The sequence below is a fragment of the Streptomyces sp. NPDC104814 genome (assembly GCF_055583185.1).
In genome coordinates, this window is sequence record NZ_JBVJOL010000010.1 from 149025 (window position 1) to 165892 (window position 16868).

Sequence of the window (16868 nt, forward strand, 5' to 3'; positions counted from 1 at the left end):
TCCCGTGATCCGGCCCGTACTCTGTGTGCATGACCACTCCGGGCCGGGGTCTGCACGGCCATGTACTGGACACCCTCGGCCCCGCCATCACCGCGGGCGAGTACCCTCCGGGCAGCGTGCTGCGCACCGACGAACTCGCTCAGCGCTTCGAGGTGTCACGTTCCGTGATGCGCGAGGCGGTCCGGGTCCTGGAGTCGATGCACCTGGTGGAGTCACGCCGCCGGGTCGGCGTGACCGTGCGCCCGAAGGCCGAGTGGAACGTCTACGACCCGCAGGTCATCCGCTGGCGCCTGGCCGGCGCGGACCGGCCGCACCAGCTGCGCTCACTGACCGTGCTGCGCTCGGCCGTCGAACCGGTCGCGGCCGGCCTCGCCGCCCGCAACGCCACCGCCGAGCAGTGCGCCGAACTCACGGAGTGCGCCCTCGGCATGGTCGCCAACTCCCGCGGCCACCGGCTGGAGGGCTACCTCCTGCACGACGTGGCCTTCCACCGGGTGATCCTCGCCGCTTCCGGCAACGAGATGTTCGCCCGCCTCGGCGACGTCGTCGCCGAGGTCCTCACGGGCCGCACCGAGCACGAGGTGATGTTCGAGGACCCGGACCCGGCCGCCGTCACGCTCCATGTCCGCGTCGCGGAGGCGGTCCGGGCACGCGACGCCGAGCGCGCGGAAGAGCTGACCCGTCAGATCACGGTCGGGGCGCTGCAGGAACTGGACATCCTGGCGCCCTGAGTCCGGCTCAGGCTTCGGGGAAGTCGCCGTCGACGTACACCCACGCCCCGTCGACCCGCTCGAAACGGCTGTGCTCCTGCAGCGAACCGCCCCGGTAGGAGGCGCGGAACGTCACCGTCCCGCTGGAGTGGAACGCCGAGCCGTCGCTCGTGGCGAGGATCTCCAGCCCGGTCCAGCGCATCCGGGGGTCCAGATCGAGCCGCGCCGGCCGGGTCCGCGGGTGCCAGGTGCGCAGCAGGTATCCGGCGTCGCCCTGCACGAACGCGCTGTAGCGCGAGCGCATCAGTGCCTCGGCCGTCGGCGCGGCCGCCTCGCCGCGGTGGTAGCGGCCGCAGCACGCGGCGTACGGCTCCGGCAGTCCGCAGGGGCAGGAACGCGTCGTCATGGCCGCCATTGTGCCCGGTCGCCGGGGCGCTGCGAAAACGCCGAAGGCCCCCGCTGAGCAGGGGCCTTCTCGCTGTGTCCGAGGGGGGACTTGAACCCCCACGCCCGATAAAGGGCACTAGCACCTCAAGCTAGCGCGTCTGCCATTCCGCCACCCGGACAAGGTGTCTGTCGTGCGGGGTTTCCCTCGCGGCGACGACGTAAACATTACCAGGCTTTCCGGGGTGGCCGATCACCCCCCGGTGCGGCCGTCCTCACGTGAACGGGGTGTGACGGGCCGGGACCGGTCTTGGGCCACGGCGGGGGGCGGGGGGAGGATGAGGGGGACCACCAGCAGGGACACCGCAGTGACACCGGGAGGAAGCAGCGTGAGCGAGACGGACACGGCCAGGGGCGTCACCGGCGAGGACGAGGTCGTGGACCTCTGCCGCGAGCTGATCCGGTTCGACACCAGCAACTACGGCGACCACTCCGGCCCCGGTGAACGCAAGGCGGCCGAGTACGTCGCCGAGAAGCTCGCCGAGGTCGGCCTCGAGCCCAAGATCTTCGAGTCGCACCCCGGCCGCGCCTCCACGGTGGCCCGCATCGAGGGCGAGGACCCGTCCCGGCCCGCGCTGCTCATCCACGGCCACCTCGACGTCGTGCCGGCCAACGCCGCCGACTGGACCCACGACCCGTTCTCCGGCGAGGTCGCCGACGGCTGCGTCTGGGGCCGCGGGGCGGTCGACATGAAGGACATGGACGCGATGACGCTCGCCGTCGTGCGCGACAGGCTGCGCTCCGGGCGCCGGCCCCCGCGCGACATCGTCGTCGCCTTCCTCGCCGACGAGGAGGCGGGCGGCACCTACGGCGCCCGTCACCTCGTCGACCACCACCCGGACCTCTTCGAGGGCGTCACCGAGGCGATCAGCGAGGTCGGCGGTTTCTCCTTCACCGTCAGCGAGCAGCGACGGCTGTATCTGATCCAGACGGCCGAGAAGGGCATGCACTGGATGAAGCTCACCGTGGCCGGCACCGCCGGGCACGGCTCGATGATCCACCGGGACAACGCGATCACCGAGCTGAGCGAGGCCGTCGCCCGGGTCGGCCGGCACAAGTTCCCGGTGCGGGTCACCAAGACCACCCGCGCCTTCCTCGACGAACTCGGCGACGCCCTCGGCACCGAACTGGACCCGGAGGACATGGAGTCCACCCTCGCCCGGCTCGGCGGCATCGCCAAGCTGATCGGCGCCACGCTCAGCAACACCGCCAACCCCACCCAGCTGAACGCCGGTTACAAGGTCAACGTCATCCCCGGCGAGGCCACCGCGCACATCGACGGCCGCTTCCTGCCCGGTCACGAGGAGGAGTTCCTCACCGACCTCGACCGGCTCCTCGGCCCGCACGTCCGCCGCGAGGACGTACACGCCGACAAGGCCGTCGAAACCTCCTTCGACGGCGCGCTGGTGGAGGCCATGCAGTCCGCGCTGGTCGCCGAGGACCCGGCCGCCAAGGCGATCCCGTACATGCTCTCCGGCGGCACCGACGCCAAGTCCTTCGACGACCTCGGTATCCGCGGTTTCGGCTTCGCGCCGCTTAAGCTGCCGCCGGAGCTGGACTTCGCCGGCATGTTCCACGGCGTCGACGAGCGAGTGCCGGTGGACGGGCTGAAGTTCGGTGTACGGGTGCTCGACCGCTTCATCGACGCGTCCTGAAAGGCCTTGCTGAATTCGGCCGTTGAAATCGGGCGTGCGTGCGGCAACCACTGAGAAGAGTGAATGCGACGATACGCTCGTAGCCTCATTACACCCTCCTCGTTACAGGTGATGCGGTCCGCAACGCTGGGATCGCTTTTGCCAACAAGGAGGAATAATGATCAAGAAGGTCGTCGCTGCTGCGGCTGCCACCGGTGGGCTGGTTCTCGCGGGTGCGGGCCTGGCCGTCGCCGACGCCGGTGCCCAGGGTGCCGCCGTGCAGTCCCCGGGCGTCGTGTCCGGCAACGTCATTCAGGTGCCCGTGCACGTCCCGGTGAACGTGTGCGGCAACACGATCAACGTGATCGGGCTCCTGAACCCCGCCTTCGGCAACACCTGCGTCAACGACTGACGTCCCCTTCCGGGGGTTGGTCCTTCGCGGGTCGGTCCTCTGAGGGTCGTCCACACCGTCGGCCCCGGAGCGCGCGCCATGCGCTCCGGGGCCGTTCGGTCTTTTGCGCGTTTCACGAAGCGACTTGATCTGCGAGTTGATGTGCGAGACATCGCGGAAGGCAGGAATTCAGCAATGCGACAGGTCACCCGCAAAAGCCTCATGACGGTGGCGGCAGCGACCGGCGTGCTCGCCGCCGCCGGCGGTTACGCCCACGCCGACTCGGGCGCGAGCGGCTCCGCCTCCAACTCGCCGGGCGTGCTGTCCGGCAACTCGGTCCAGGCGCCGGTGCACGTCCCGGTGAACGTGTGCGGCAACACGGTCGACGTCGTCGGGGCGCTCAACCCGGCGATGGGCAACTCCTGCGCCAACACGGGCGCGCACGGCGGCTCCGGCGGACACGGCGGCTCCGGCGGGCACGGCGGTTCCGGAAGCTCCGGCGGATCCGGTGGCTCGGGCGGCGCGCAGGCCGGCGGACACACCAGTGACTCGCCCGGTGTCGGCTCCGGCAACCACGTCGAGGCGCCGGTCGACGTCCCGGTCAACGTGTGCGGCAACAGCGTCGACGTCGTCGGGGCGCTCAACCCGGCCATGGGCAACAACTGCGCCAACGGCGGGGGTGCCCACACCCCTCCGGGCGGCGGGGGGACCCCGCCCGGCAACCCCGGGACCCCGGGCAACCCCGGTACCCCTGGCCACCCGGGTCACCCGGGTCACCCCGGCCACCCCGGCACCCCGGGTCACCCCGGTACGCCGGCCACCCCGACCACTCCGGGGCACCAGACGCCCGGGACGCCCGGCCACTCCCAGCAGCCCAGCAGCCACTCGGTCAGCCCGGCCGGGAGCTCGGACCAGCTCGCCCACACCGGCAGTGACCTGCCCATGGGCGTCGTCCTGCCGGTGGGCGCGGGCGCCCTGCTCGCCGGAGCGGTGATGTACCGCAAGGCGCGCGCCTCGGCCTGAGCGGCACCGTGCCACGACGGCACACGAACGGAGCGGGCCCCGCACCAGCGGGGCCCGCTCCGTCTGCCTCACGTCACCACGTGGCGCGCACCTGGCGGATGATCCGCCGCCGCAGCCGCACCCTGCGGCTGCCGTCGCGCAGCAGACTCAGACGGAACAACTCCCAGTGTCCGTACTCGGCATGGTCGGTCAGCAGACGTGTCGTCTCCTTGCGGGAGACCCCGCGCGGTAGGTACACGTCGACAAATTCGTATTCCGGCATCGCATCTATTGTGCGGGCTGGGGCCCGCTACGGATAGCGTCTGCACTATGTCTGATGCTGCGCAGCCCACCGCTGCCGAGGTACGCGCCGCCGCCGAGGCGGTCAAGACCGCGCTCGACCGCCACCTGGCCGCGGTCGAACGCAGGTCCGGCGAGGACGACCCGGATGTCTACGAGGCCTTCAACCAGCTGGCCGCGGCCGCCGAGGCGTACGACGAGCTGCTCTACGACCGCTACGACGAGGTCACGCCCTTCGAGATCCCCGGGGCCGACGACTCGCCGCCGCCGTACACGGGCCCCGAGGAGCCGAACGCGCTCAGCGTGCTGATCCGCCGCGACTACGCGGTCGCGCAGCCGCAGCGGCTGCGGGCGCAGGCCCAGCGCATCGAGGCGGCGGACGGGGAGAGCGCGGGCGAGGGGATCTCCGGCACGGTGCACGGGGCGCTGGGCATCCTGTTCGGCGAGTTCGAACCGGACGAGATCGCCTCCCGGCACAAGGAGTTCGGCCTGGAGGAGGGCGACTCCACGCTGTGGGTGGTCGCCGCCGACGAACCGGCCGATCCCGGCGAATGGCTGGAGGCGCCGTTCGAGCAGATCGATCCGCAGCGGGCGGTCTGCCGCTTCGACGTCAGCGCCGTCTTCGACGACGACCTCGACGACGACGAGGACGACGACCCACGCCCGGATCTCCCCCCGGACGAGGACGACGACTTGGAACCCCTGGACGCCGACCACTGACAGCCCGCCGCTGACACCCCCCCCGCAACCGGCCCGGGACGACACGTCCCGGGCCGCACGCGTCCCCGGCCGTCCCCGCCCGGAGCGCCGAGGCGGGCCGGCGCCCGACCCCCCTTCGGGAGCGGCGAGCGGCCGGTGCCGCCTCGCGCCGGGAGCGGCAAGCGGGCCGGTACGCCCCCAGGAGCACTGGAGAGCGGGCCGGTACAGCCCCCGGGGCAGGGACGAGCGGCCGGTACCGGCCGTCCCGCCGCTCCGGGCGAACGGGCGGTTGCCCGTCAGCCTGCCGTCGGGACCTGGGTGCGCAGGAGGAGGGGCAGGCGTGTCGTGCGGGGCTTGGCCGGGACCTCGGCGACCGCTCTGGGGAGGGCCTGCTCCACGCCGTGCACCACCGACAGATGCCGCTCTCCCCGGCCGAACGCCGTGTAGACCCACGGCCGGCTCAGGGTCTGCGCCGCGTCGCCCGGCAGCACCACGACCGCCGCGGGCCACCGGCTGCCCACCGCCTGGTGCGCGGTGAGCGCCCAGCCGTGCCGCACACTCTGCTCCACCCGCTCACGCGGTACGACGACGGGGACACCCGCGCACGTCAGGTGCAGTCCGTCGGCGTCGGCCCCCGTCACCTGCCCCGGGACCGTGCGCCCGGGGGCGGGGGAGTAGGCGATCCGGTCGCCCGCGTCGAAGCCGCCGAACCGGCCGGGCCCGGGGTTCAGACGCTCCTTGAGCGCCGCGTTGAGCGCCCGCGTACCGGCCGCGCCGCCATGGCCCGGGGTGATCACGACCGTCTGCTCCGGGGGCACCCCGAGGGCTCGCGGCACCGAGTCCGCGACCAGCTGCACGGTGCGGTGCACGGCCTCGCCCGCGTCCCGCACCGGCACGATCACGATCTCCTTGCCGGGCGCCTCCACCTGGTTCAGCTCGCCGACGCCGATCCCGGACACCAGCTCGCCGATCGGCCCCGGGTCGGGCGTACGGGAGGCGATCTGCGGGCACACCCGGGCGGCCAGCAGGTCGGCGAAGACCCGCCCGGGCCCGGCCGACCACAGCACCGCGGGATCGCCGCTCAGCACCAGCCGCGCTCCGTCCGGCAGCGACTCCACCACCATCGCCGCGCTCTCGACGTCCAGTTGGGGAGCGTCCAGCACCACCAGCAGATCGAGAGCGAGCGCGCCGTCGGCGTCCCGGCCGGGGCCTTCCGCACCGGAGAGCAGCCCGGCGACGGTGACCACGTCCGCACCCGCCGCGCCGTCCTCGCCGGGGAGCACAGTGGTGAAGCGGCGCCGGCCGTCCGGGGTGTGGCAGGCGGCAACGGCTCGCAGCCCCAGCGTGCGGGCCGCGGCGACGAGGGCCGCCGGCTCCGCGCGGGCCGCCTCCCCGCCGGTGTGCAGCACCAGTCCGTGCCCGGCGACGGCGCGGATCAGCTCCGCCGCGCTGCCGGACGCCGACGCGGCGGCCGACGTCCAGTCGGTGCCGTCCTCCTCGGCCAGGGAGTTGGCCACGCGGGCGAGGGAGTCGGCGAGGCTCTCCTCGGCCAGCGCGTACCGCTCCAGGCCGATCAGGACGCGCACCGGGCGCTCGGCCTCCTCCTCGTCGCCCTCGTCCCCGGCGGTGGCCTGCGGCTGCTCGTCGAGGGCGTCCTGGAAGGCCAGCGCCTCACCCTCGGCGAGCGCGTCCTGCACGGCGGCGTCCGGGTCGGACACCCCGCGCTGCCCCAGCGCGGCGGTCAGCGCGGTCAGCTCCAGCGCCGTGTGCCCGGCGACGGCGGCCTGCTCCAGCAGCCAGCCGGTCAGCGCGCGGCCCCGCCGCTCGTCCTGAGGACCGCAGTCCGGGCCGAGCAGGGCCCGGGCGAAGCCGTCGGCCTGCTCGGGGCGCACCCCGGCGACCCGCAGCAGCTGCCAGGGGTCCTCGCGCAGCACGTCGGCCGCGCCCTCGCCGAGCACCGCCGCGGCCTGCGCGGCCAGCGCCTCCGGGGCGCCCCCGTCGGCCAGCACGCTCCCCACGGCGGCGACGGCCTGGGCGGAAGCGGACGCCGGAGCGGAGACGGGCGCGGAGGCAGGAGCGGGGGCCGGAGCCGCAGGCGCGGACTGCGCAGGCGCCGGCTCCGGCCGCCGTACCGGCTGCGGGGCCTGGCGGCGGGGGGCGGCCGGTTCGCTGAACACGGTCCGCGCGGGCTTCTGCCCGCTCTCCACGGCCCGTACGGCGGCGAGCAGGTCGGCCGCCGTGCCGCTGAGCTTCGTCCCGCTCTCGATCGGCCCCTGCTTCTCGGCCTTGCGCCGCTCGATCCGCTCCCGCTCGATCTCCTGCGCCCGCAGCTCGGCCGCCGCCTCGGACAGCCCACCGGCGCCCTCACCCGAGGTCCCGACGGCGCCGTCCGCACCCTCGCCGCCGACCTCCGAACCGCCCGCGCCCTGCGCGCCCTCGCCGGCGTCCCCCGTGCCCGGGTCCCCGGTACCGGTCCCGGTGTCCCGCTCCGGCTCCTCCTGCGGAGTGCCGGGCTCCGCCCCGGTGTCCGGCGTCCCCGGCCCGGCGTCCTCCGTGGTCTCCGGCTCCGTGCTCACAGCGTGCTCCAGTCGTGATCGGGATAGCGGTGCACGGGCGCCGACACATCGTCGAGCGCCCGGCAGATCTCGTCAGGAAGACTAAGGGCCTCCACTGACAACGCGGCCGTGAGCTGCTGTCCCGTGCGTGCGCCGACGATCGGCGCGGTCACGCCGGGCCGGTCGCGGACCCAGGCGAGGGCCACCTGGAGCGGGGTCACGGCGAGCCCGTCGGCGGCCGTCGCCACCGCGTCGACGATCCGGCTCGCCGTGTCGTCGAGGTACGGCGCGACGAAGGGCGCCAGATGCTCCGAGGCGCCGCGGGAGTCCGGCGGCAGGGCGTCGCCCCGGTACTTGCCGGTCAGCACCCCGCGGCCCAGCGGCGACGACGGCAGCAGCCCGATCCCGAGGTCCAGCGCGGCCGGCAGCACCTCCCGCTCGACCCCGCGCTGCAGCAGCGAGTACTCCATCTGCGTTCCGGCCAGCCGGGTCCGCGTGCCCGGCGCCGCCAGCTGCCAGGTGCCCGCCTTGGCGAGCTGCCAGCCGCAGAAGTTGGACACCCCGGCGTAGCGCGCCCGCCCGCTGCTCACCGCGATGTCCAGGGCCTGGAGGGTCTCCTCCAGCGGCGTGTGCGGGTCGTAGGCGTGCAGGTGCCACAGGTCCACGTAGTCCGTGCCGAGCCGGGCCAGCGAGGCGTCCAGCGCGGCCAGCAGATGCCCGCGTGAGCCGTCGAACCGGCGGTCCGGGTCGGGCACACCGCCCGCCTTGGTGGAGATGACGAGGTCCCGGCGTGGGACCAGCCCCGCTATGAGCTGCCCGAGCAGATACTCGGCCTCCCCGTCGCCGTACACGTCCGCGGTGTCGACGAGGGTGCCGCCCGCCTCCCAGAACGTCTTCAGCAGGTCCGCGGCGTCGTGCTCGTCGGTGTCCCGGCCCCAGGTCAGGGTGCCGAGCCCGATGCGGGACACACGCAGGCCGGTGCGGCCGAGATGCCTCTGCTCCATGAACGCCGAGATTACTGGCCAGGGATGCGCCGTGGGTTGCCTGTGGACAACGAGAATCGCGGCTTTCCACAGGGGTTGCGCGGCGCGCGGGCGCGACGCTCGCCACACCACCCTGCCCCCGCGGCGGACCCCGCGCTAAGGTCGGCGCACACGGGACATTACTGATCGGTAAGGGGAGCGGCATGCAGCTCGGGATCAACCTCGGCTACTGGGGCGCCGGGATGGACGCGGACAACCTCGCCGTCGCCCAGGAGGCCGACCGGCTCGGCTACGCGGTCTGCTGGGCCGCCGAGGCCTACGGCTCGGACGCGGCCACCGTGCTCAGCTGGGTCGCCGCCCAGACCGAGCGCATCGACGTCGGCTCGGCCATCTTCCAGATCCCGGCCCGCCAGCCGGCGATGACCGCCATGACAGCGGCGACCCTGGACTCCCTGTCCGGCGGCCGTTTCCGGCTCGGTCTCGGCGTCTCGGGGCCGCAGGTCTCCGAGGGCTGGTACGGCGTCAAGTTCGACAAGCCGCTGTCCCGCACCCGCGAGTACGTCGAGATCGTGCGCCGGGCGATGAGCCGCGAGCGGCTGTCGTTCGAGGGCGAGCACTGGACGCTGCCGCTGCCCGGCGGCCCGGGCAAGCCCATCAAGCTGACCGTGCACCCCGAGCGCGAGCACATCCCGCTGTACATCGCCGCGATCGGCCCGAAGAACCTGGAGCAGACCGGCGAGATCGCCGACGGCGCCCTGCTGATCTTCCCCTCCGCCGAGCACCTGGAGGAGACCGCGCTCCGCCATCTGCGCGCCGGACGCGAGAAGGCCGGCCTGACCATGGACGGCTTCGACGTCGCGCCCACCCTGCCGCTCCACCTCGGCGACGACAAGGACGTCACCGCTCTCGCCGACGCCTTCCGCCCCTACACCGCCCTGTACGTCGGCGGCATGGGCAGCGCCAAGCAGAACTTCTACAACCAGCTCGCCCGGCGCATGGGCTACGAGCAGGCCGCCGCCGAGGTCCAGGAGAAGTACCTCTCCGGCGACAAGCAGGGCGCCGCGGCCGCCGTACCGCACGAGCTGATCGACGCCACCACGCTGCTCGGTTCCGTGGACCGGATCGCCGACCGGATGAAGGCGTACGCGGCGGCCGGGGTCACCACCCTGAACCTCAACCCGGCCGGCTTCACCCTCGACGAGCGCGTCGCCGCGCTGCGCGCCGGTGTCGAGGCCCTGGAGCGCGCCGGCCTGGCGTGACCGGCGGACTCGCGCGCACAGCACTACGGCCGTGGTGGGGGCTCGGGGGTCTTCCCCGCCACGGCCGTCACCCGGAACAACGCGCCCGGCGCCCCCGGGTTACGGCCCTTTTCCGAGCCGGACGGTCCCCCGTCCGGCGGAGCGATCCGGCACCCGTGTTGCAGCACCTCTCCCACCGCACTTGACTCGTTCTTTGCGGAGACCTGCAGAGAGGTGCCTCAGATGCTTTCGGCGAAGAATCTGTTCCAGGAGATCCTCGACCACGACGAGTCCTTCGCGCTGTTCTGCTCCATCGCCGCCGGCGGGGAGTCACAAGGGGGCTGGGAGAACGGCCGTATCGCCGCGCTCGTGCCGGAGAGCGAACGCGCCATGGCCCCCAAGATCGCCCGGCACGGAGCCGACGAGGACAAGCACGGCCGCATCTTCAACGCCCTCATGAGGAAACGCGGCCTGCGACCCGTGCCGGTGCCGCACGAGACCGACTACACGATGCTCCTGGAGGAGCACGGCATCGGCCTGTCGCACGACAGGCTCCGCGCCGACCGGCCGCTCACGCCGGAGGACATCGTCGTCTACCTCGCGCACAGCCGGGTCACCGAACAGCGCGCCGCCGAACAGATGGTCATGCTCCGCACGTGCTTCGCCGACCATCCGGACATCGGCAAGGCCGTCCGGATGATCTCCGCCGACGAGGACAACCACCTGGCGTACACGCACGAGGAACTGCTGCGCCTCGCGGCCGCCGGACACGGCCGGCTCATCCAGCGCACCCTGCGCGCCTGCGCCCTCGCCGAGATCCGCATCTACCGCGACGTCAGCCTCGCCGTCATGGCGCACATGGGCCGCATCCTCGGCTGGTCCCGGGCGAAGTCCGCGCTGCTCGCCGCCGGCATCCACGCGGTGTACGCCTGGGAACGGTTCGCGGGCTGGCACCGCATGGTGTCCCTGCGCATGCCCGAACGCCGCGACGCACTCGGCGGCGCCCCCACCACGGCCCCCGAGTTCGCCTGACCACCCGCCCCGCGCCCGCGCACCCGCTCACGGCGCCCCGCTCACCGCGCCGCCGGTGTCACATCCAGCCCCGCCGCTTGAACAGCCGGTACAGCAGCACCACCAGGCCGACCATCACGATGATCACGGCCGGGTACGACCCCACCCAGTGCAGCTCGGGCATGTGGTCGAAGTTCATGCCGTAGATCCCGGCGATCATCGTCGGGACGGCCGCCATGGCCGCCCACGCGGAGATCTTCCGCATGTCGTCGTTCTGCCGGACGCTCATCTGCGCCAGGTGCGCCGAGAGTATGTCCGACACCAGCCGGTCCAGCCCCTCCACGGACTCGTTCACGCGCGTCAGGTGGTCGCTGACGTCCCGGAAGAACGGCCGCGCCTTGTCGTCCACGAACGGCACGTTCGCGCCGTACTCGCCCCCGCCCGCCATCCGGCTCAGCGGCTTCGCCAGCGGTCCGGTCGCCCGGCGGAACTCCAGCACCTGCCGCTTGAAGGTGTAGATCCGCGACGCCGTGTGCCGGGTGCCGCCGCTGGACGGCGAGAACACCTCCGTCTCCAGCTCCTCCAGATCGGTCTGCAGTTCCGTCGCCACGTCCAGATAGTGGTCCACGACGGTGTCGGCGATGGCGTACACCACCGACGTCGGCCCCTTGCCGAGCAGCTCCGGCTCGTGTTCCAGCCGCTGGCGCACCGCCCCCAGCGGCGACCCCTCGCCGTGCCGTACCGTCACCACGAAGCCGTCGCCGAGGAAGACCATGACCTCGCCGGCCGAGACGGTGTCGCTCTCCGGTTCGTACACCACCGGCTTGAGCACCAGGAACAGCGAGTCGTCGTACACCTCCAGCTTGGGCCGCTGGTGCGCCTTCAGGGCGTCCTCCACCGCCAGCGGATGCAGCGCGAACTCCTGGGTGACATGATCGAACTCGTCCTCGGAGGGCTCGTACAGCCCGACCCACACGAACCCGCCCGCGGCCCGTGCCTCCTCCAGGGCGTCGGAGAAGTCCCCGGGCCCCTCGGTCCGCCTGCCGTCGCTGTAGATGGCGCAATCGACGATCACGGAGCGCATTCTCCTTCCTGCGGGCCGACAGCGCAGCCCTGCGTACGCCTACCCTGGGGCGCATGCCCACGTTGATCCTCGTAAGGCACGGACGTTCCACCGCGAACAGCGAGGGACTCCTCGCCGGCTGGACCCCCGGCGTCGCCCTCGACGAGCGCGGCAGCGCGCAAGCCGCGGCTCTGCCCGGCCGGCTCGCCGCGCTGCCGCTCGCCGAGATCGTCACCAGCCCGCTGCAGCGCTGCCAGGAGACCGTGGCCCCGCTGCTGGCGGCCCGCCCCGGCCTGACGCCGCACACCGACGACCGTATCGGCGAGTGCCACTACGGCGACTGGTCGGGCCGCAAGCTCGCCGAGCTGACCGACGAGCCCCTGATGGAGGTCGTCCAGGCCCACCCCTCCGCCGCCGCCTTCCCCGGCGGGGAGTCCATGCGCGCCATGCAGACCCGCGCCGCCGAAGCGGTCCGCGAGTGGAACGCGCGCGTGGAGCGCGACCACGGCGCCGACGCGGTGTACCTGATGTGCTCCCACGGCGACATCATCAAGTCGCTCGTGGCCGACGCACTCGGCCTGCATCTCGACCTCTTCCAGCGGATCTCCGTCGAACCGTGTTCCATCACCGCGATCCGTTACACCCGGCTGCGGCCCTTCCTCGTACGCCTCGGCGACACCGGCGACTTCGCCTCCCTGGCCCCCCGCGAGGAGCCGCCGGGCGACGACGCGACCGTGGGGGGTGGTGCGGGCGCACCGTGATCGTCGGCCGCAGTAGGGTGAAGCGGTCGCAGTAGCGCAGCGATGGCCCCTCACGATTCTTGGAGCTGGACGTGTCCCGTCAGGTGTTCCTCTACGACCAACCGGACCGCTTCGTGGCCGGTACGGTCGGACTGCCCGGGCGCCGTACTTTCTTTCTGCAGGCCAGCGCCGGCGCCCGGGTGACCAGCGTGGCACTGGAGAAGACCCAGGTCGCCGCGCTCGCCGAGCGCATGGACGAGCTCCTCGACGAGGTGGTGCGCCGCAGCGGCGGCAACGCCGCCGTCCCGGCCGTCGCGCCCGCCGAGATCTCCGACAGCGCCCCGCTGGAGACTCCCATCGAGGAGGAGTTCCGGGTGGGCACCATGGCCCTCGCCTGGGACGGCGAGGACCAGTGCATGATCGTCGAGGCGCAGGCCCTGGTGGAACTCGACGCCGAGTCCGAGGAGGACCTCGCCGAGGCCGAGGAACGCCTCCTGCAGGACGAGGAGAACGGGCCCCCGATGCTGCGGGTCCGCCTCAGCGGCGCCCAGGCCAGAGCCTTCGCCAAGCGCGCCCTCGACGTCGTCAACGCCGGCCGGCCGCCCTGCCCGCTGTGCAGCCTGCCGCTCGACCCGGAGGGACACGTATGTCCGCGCCAGAACGGATATCGCCGCGGAGCGTGACCGCGGCGCGGCTCCTCGCCGACGGGGAGCTGACCGTCCGCGGACGCATCCGCGAGGCCTCCAACGCGGCCCTGTACTGCACGGTGGCCCTCGACGGCCAGGAGGCCGCCTGCATCTACAAACCGGTCGCCGGTGAGCGCCCCCTGTGGGACTTCCCCGACGGCGCCCTGGCCCGCCGCGAGGTCGCCGCGTACGAGGTGTCCGAGGCGACCGGCTGGCAGCTGATCCCGCCGACCGTGCTGCGCGACGGCCCCTACGGCGAGGGCATGTGCCAGCTCTGGATCGACGTCGAACCCGAGGGCGCCGACCTGCTCGCCCTCGTCGACGGCGACGAACCGGAGCCGGGCTGGAAGGCCATCGGCTTCGCCGAGGTCGGCGAAGGCCGCACCGCCCTGCTCGTCCACGCCGACGACGCCCGGCTGCGGCGGCTCGCCGTCCTGGACGCCGTGATCAACAACGCCGACCGCAAGGGCGGCCATCTGCTGCCCACCGCCGAAGGACGGCTCTACGGCATCGACCACGGCGTCACCTTCCACGTCGACAACAAGCTGCGCACCCTGCTGTGGGGCTGGGCGGGCGAGCCGCTGACCGAGGAGGCCGTCGACGCCCTCACCCGGCTGCGCACCGAGCTGACGCCCGGCGGCCCCCTCGCCGAGCGGCTAGCCGCCCTGATCACCCCCGCCGAGACCGACGCCACCCGCGCGCGGGTCGAGGCGCTGCTCGCCTCCGGCAAACACCCCGAGCCGAGCGGGGAATGGCCGGCGATCCCCTGGCCACCCGTCTGACACGCCCCCACGCCGCCGGGCACACCCCGACTGCACATCCGCCGGGAAGACACAAGAGCGCCTTCCCGGCCATCCGGCCCGCTCCGGTTCGTATGTGAAACCCCGGTCCGGTTAGGCTCATGACATGCATGCCTGGCCCGCTTCCGAAGTCCCCGCCCTGCACGGTCAGGGCCGCGACCTGAGGATCCACGACACCGCGACCGGCCAGCTGGTCACCCTCCAGCCCGGTCCCGTCGCCCGTATCTACGTCTGCGGCATCACCCCGTACGACGCCACCCACCTGGGGCACGCGGCGACCTACAACGCGTTCGACCTCGTGCAGCGCGTGTGGCTCGACACCAAGCGGCAGGTTCACTACGTCCAGAACGTCACGGACGTCGACGATCCGCTGCTCGAACGCGCGCAGCGGGACGGCCTCGACTGGGTCGCCCTCGCCGAGAAGGAGACGGCCCTCTTCCGCGAGGACATGACGGCCCTGCGGATGCTGCCGCCCCGGCAGTACATAGGCGCGGTCGAGGCCATACCCGGCATCGTCCCGCTCGTGGAGCGCCTGCGCGACCTCGGCGCGGCCTACGAGCTCGAAGGTGACATCTACTTCTCCGTGGAGTCCGACCCGCACTTCGGCAAGGTCTCGAACCTGGACGCCGCCGCCATGCGGCTGCTGTCCGCGGAGCGCGGCGGCGACCCGGACCGGCCGGGCAAGAAGAACCCCCTCGACCCGATGCTGTGGATGGCCGCCCGCGAGGGCGAGCCCAGCTGGGACGGCGCCTCGCTCGGCCGGGGACGCCCCGGCTGGCACATCGAGTGCGTCGCCATCGCCCTGGACCACCTCGGCATGGGCTTCGACGTCCAGGGCGGCGGAAGCGACCTCGCCTTCCCGCACCACGAGATGGGCGCCTCGCACGCCCAGGTGCTCACCGGCGAGTTCCCCATGGCCCGGGCCTACGTCCACGCCGGCATGGTCGCCCTGCACGGCGAGAAGATGTCCAAGTCCAAGGGCAACCTGGTCTTCGTCTCCCAGCTGCGCCGGGACGGCGTCGACCCCGCCGCGATCCGCCTGTCGCTGCTCGCCCACCACTACCGCGCCGACTGGGAGTGGACCGACCAGGTCCTCGCCGACGCCGTCGCCCGGCTCGGCCGGTGGCGCGCGGCCGTCTCCCGGCCCGACGGCCCGTCCGCGGACGCGCTCGTCGAGGAGATCCGCGACGCCCTCGCGAACGACCTCGACGCCCCGGCCGCACTGGCCGCCGTCGACCGCTGGGTCGCGCTCCAGCAGGAGCAGGGCGGCACGGACATCGGCGCACCCGGAGTCGTCTCCCGCGCGGTGGACGCGCTGCTGGGCGTGGCGCTGTGAACGCCTGAAGGAACGCGCCCCGTGAGGGGCGCGGGGAACTGCGCGACCTGTCACAACGGTCCCGCACCGGCGCGCCGGCCGAAGACAAGGGGCGCTTCCCACCTGGGAAGCGCCCCTTCGCCGTCCGTACGCTCAGCCCTCGGGACCGTCGTCCTCGTCGTCCTCCCTCGGACCGCCGCCGGAGGCGGGCGGCCTCGGCTTGCCGCCCGGAGGGCTGACGTCCCGGCGCCGCAGATACCGCTCGAACTCCCGGGCGATCGCCTCGCCCGACGCCTCCGGCAGCTCCGCGGTGTCCCGGGCCTCCTCCAGCGTCTGGACGTACTCGGCGACCTCGCTGTCCTCCGCGGCCAGCTGGTCCACGCCCACCTGCCAGGCACGCGCGTCCTCGGGCAGCTCGCCCAGCGGGATCCGCACGTCGATCAGGTCCTCCAGGCGGTTCAGCAGCGCCAGCGTGGCCTTCGGGTTGGGCGGCTGCGACACGTAGTGCGGCACCGCCGCCCACAGCGACACCGCCGGCACACCCGCGTGCGTGCACGCCTCCTGCAGGACGCCGACGATCCCGGTGGGGCCCTCGTACTTGGTCTCCTCCAGGTCCATCCGGCGTGCCAGGTCGGCATCCGACGTCGTCCCGCTGATCGGGACCGGACGGGTGTGCGGGGTGTCGCCGAGCAGGGCGCCCAGGATCACCACCAGCTCCACGCCCAGCTCGTGCGCGAAACCCAGCAGCTCGTTGCAGAACGAGCGCCAGCGCATGGAGGGTTCGATGCCGCGGACCAGGACCAGGTCGCGCGGCTTGTCCCCGCCGACACGCACCACGGACAACCTTGTCGTCGGCCATGTGATCTTGCGGACGCCGCCGTCCATGAACACCGTGGGCCGGTTCACCTGGAAGTCGTAGTAGTCCTCGGCGTCCAGTGCCGCGAACACCTCGCCCTTCCACTCCTTCTCCAGATGCGCGACCGCGGTGGAGGCGGCGTCGCCGGCATCGTTCCAGCCCTCGAACGCGGCCACCATGACCGGGTCGATCAGCTCGGGAACCCCCTCGAGCTCGATCACCCAGCGCCTCCTTCCGACGTGCCCTCGCTTGACCACCCAACCTTACGGCGTGCGGCGGGGGCGCCCGCAGCCCCCTTGCACGGGGGAGTGAACGGAACACTGCCCCGATCACCACCCCGGAACACCCCGGCCGGCAACGGGAGAAGGGGGCGGCTCCGTGCGGGAAGCCGCCCCCTGACATGCCGTAGGACCGTCCGGCCGTCGACGCCCTCGCCGGTCC

Annotated in this window: 17 protein-coding genes and 1 tRNA gene; 11 read left to right on the plus strand and 7 right to left on the minus strand. The window is 72.9% G+C overall.

Going from position 1 to position 16868, the window contains the following annotated elements; translation table 11 throughout:
- The first annotated feature begins 29 nt into the window (after positions 1-29).
- The gene (locus ACZ64A_RS29050; protein ID WP_469814500.1) at positions 30-731 is read left to right on the plus strand and encodes a FadR/GntR family transcriptional regulator; all 702 of its coding nucleotides are present in this window, start codon (positions 30-32) and stop codon (positions 729-731) included.
- A 7-nt stretch (positions 732-738) separates the two neighbouring features.
- On the opposite strand, the gene ACZ64A_RS29055 is transcribed toward ACZ64A_RS29050, so the two are convergent.
- Complete coding sequence (locus ACZ64A_RS29055; protein WP_469814502.1) at positions 739-1116, minus strand: YchJ family protein; 378 nt, start codon at positions 1114-1116, stop codon at positions 739-741.
- A 75-nt stretch (positions 1117-1191) separates the two neighbouring features.
- Positions 1192-1276: transfer RNA gene (locus tag ACZ64A_RS29060), tRNA-Leu, on the minus strand.
- A 207-nt stretch (positions 1277-1483) separates the two neighbouring features.
- Here ACZ64A_RS29060 and ACZ64A_RS29065 point away from each other — a divergent pair.
- The 3 genes from ACZ64A_RS29065 (at position 1484) to ACZ64A_RS29075 (ending at position 4202) form a co-directional block, all read left to right on the plus strand.
- Entirely contained in the window at positions 1484-2809 is a 1326-nt protein-coding gene (locus ACZ64A_RS29065) for a M20/M25/M40 family metallo-hydrolase (protein WP_469814503.1), read from the plus strand.
- A gap of 157 nt (positions 2810-2966) precedes the next feature.
- Complete coding sequence (gene chpH, locus ACZ64A_RS29070; RefSeq protein WP_469814504.1) at positions 2967-3200, plus strand: chaplin ChpH; 234 nt, start codon at positions 2967-2969, stop codon at positions 3198-3200.
- 174 nt (positions 3201-3374) lie between these two features.
- Positions 3375-4202, plus strand: a complete 828-nt coding sequence (locus ACZ64A_RS29075) for a chaplin (RefSeq protein ID WP_469814506.1) — start codon at positions 3375-3377, stop codon at positions 4200-4202.
- A 73-nt stretch (positions 4203-4275) separates the two neighbouring features.
- Here ACZ64A_RS29075 and ACZ64A_RS29080 read toward each other — a convergent pair whose 3' ends face one another.
- The gene (locus ACZ64A_RS29080; protein ID WP_469814507.1) at positions 4276-4464 is read right to left on the minus strand and encodes a DUF5703 family protein; all 189 of its coding nucleotides are present in this window, start codon (positions 4462-4464) and stop codon (positions 4276-4278) included.
- 47 nt (positions 4465-4511) lie between these two features.
- Between ACZ64A_RS29080 and ACZ64A_RS29085 the strand changes: the two genes are divergently transcribed.
- Complete coding sequence (locus tag ACZ64A_RS29085) at positions 4512-5201, plus strand: hypothetical protein (protein ID WP_469814509.1); 690 nt, start codon at positions 4512-4514, stop codon at positions 5199-5201.
- 275 nt (positions 5202-5476) lie between these two features.
- On the opposite strand, the gene ACZ64A_RS29090 is transcribed toward ACZ64A_RS29085, so the two are convergent.
- Entirely contained in the window at positions 5477-7756 is a 2280-nt protein-coding gene (locus ACZ64A_RS29090) for a helix-hairpin-helix domain-containing protein (protein ID WP_469814511.1), read from the minus strand.
- On the minus strand, positions 7753-8739 hold the full coding sequence (locus tag ACZ64A_RS29095) for an aldo/keto reductase (protein WP_469814512.1): 987 nt from the start codon (positions 8737-8739) through the stop codon (positions 7753-7755). Before ACZ64A_RS29095 ends, ACZ64A_RS29090 begins: the two co-directional genes overlap by 4 nt.
- A 182-nt stretch (positions 8740-8921) precedes the next feature.
- Between ACZ64A_RS29095 and ACZ64A_RS29100 the strand changes: the two genes are divergently transcribed.
- Together ACZ64A_RS29100 and ACZ64A_RS29105 are read left to right on the plus strand one after the other, a co-directional pair.
- Positions 8922-9977: an LLM class F420-dependent oxidoreductase gene (locus ACZ64A_RS29100; RefSeq protein ID WP_469814514.1), complete on the plus strand. Its 1056-nt coding sequence runs from the start codon at positions 8922-8924 to the stop codon at positions 9975-9977.
- A 222-nt stretch (positions 9978-10199) separates the two neighbouring features.
- Positions 10200-10988, plus strand: coding sequence for a ferritin-like domain-containing protein (locus ACZ64A_RS29105; RefSeq protein ID WP_469814516.1), 789 nt, complete (start codon positions 10200-10202; stop codon positions 10986-10988).
- A gap of 58 nt (positions 10989-11046) precedes the next feature.
- Here the strand turns inward: ACZ64A_RS29105 and corA are convergent, their stop codons facing one another.
- Positions 11047-12042 carry a magnesium/cobalt transporter CorA gene (gene corA / locus ACZ64A_RS29110; RefSeq protein ID WP_469814517.1) on the minus strand — a complete coding sequence of 332 codons (996 nt, stop codon included), beginning with the start codon at positions 12040-12042 and terminating at the stop codon, positions 11047-11049.
- 62 nt (positions 12043-12104) lie between these two features.
- On the opposite strand from corA, the gene ACZ64A_RS29115 reads away from it, so the two are divergent.
- From ACZ64A_RS29115 to mshC, 4 genes are all read left to right on the plus strand, one after another.
- Entirely contained in the window at positions 12105-12791 is a 687-nt protein-coding gene (locus ACZ64A_RS29115) for a histidine phosphatase family protein (RefSeq protein WP_469814518.1), read from the plus strand.
- Between the two features lie 71 nt (positions 12792-12862).
- The gene (locus ACZ64A_RS29120; protein WP_469814520.1) at positions 12863-13453 is read left to right on the plus strand and encodes a DUF3090 domain-containing protein; all 591 of its coding nucleotides are present in this window, start codon (positions 12863-12865) and stop codon (positions 13451-13453) included.
- Positions 13417-14238 carry an SCO1664 family protein gene (locus ACZ64A_RS29125; RefSeq protein ID WP_469814521.1) on the plus strand — a complete coding sequence of 274 codons (822 nt, stop codon included), beginning with the start codon at positions 13417-13419 and terminating at the stop codon, positions 14236-14238. Before ACZ64A_RS29120 ends, ACZ64A_RS29125 begins: the two co-directional genes overlap by 37 nt.
- A 124-nt stretch (positions 14239-14362) precedes the next feature.
- On the plus strand, positions 14363-15592 hold the full coding sequence (gene mshC, locus ACZ64A_RS29130) for a cysteine--1-D-myo-inosityl 2-amino-2-deoxy-alpha-D-glucopyranoside ligase (protein ID WP_469814522.1): 1230 nt from the start codon (positions 14363-14365) through the stop codon (positions 15590-15592).
- A gap of 132 nt (positions 15593-15724) precedes the next feature.
- Here mshC and ACZ64A_RS29135 read toward each other — a convergent pair whose 3' ends face one another.
- Positions 15725-16648 carry a PAC2 family protein gene (locus tag ACZ64A_RS29135; protein ID WP_469814523.1) on the minus strand — a complete coding sequence of 308 codons (924 nt, stop codon included), beginning with the start codon at positions 16646-16648 and terminating at the stop codon, positions 15725-15727.
- Positions 16649-16868 lie beyond the last annotated feature (220 nt).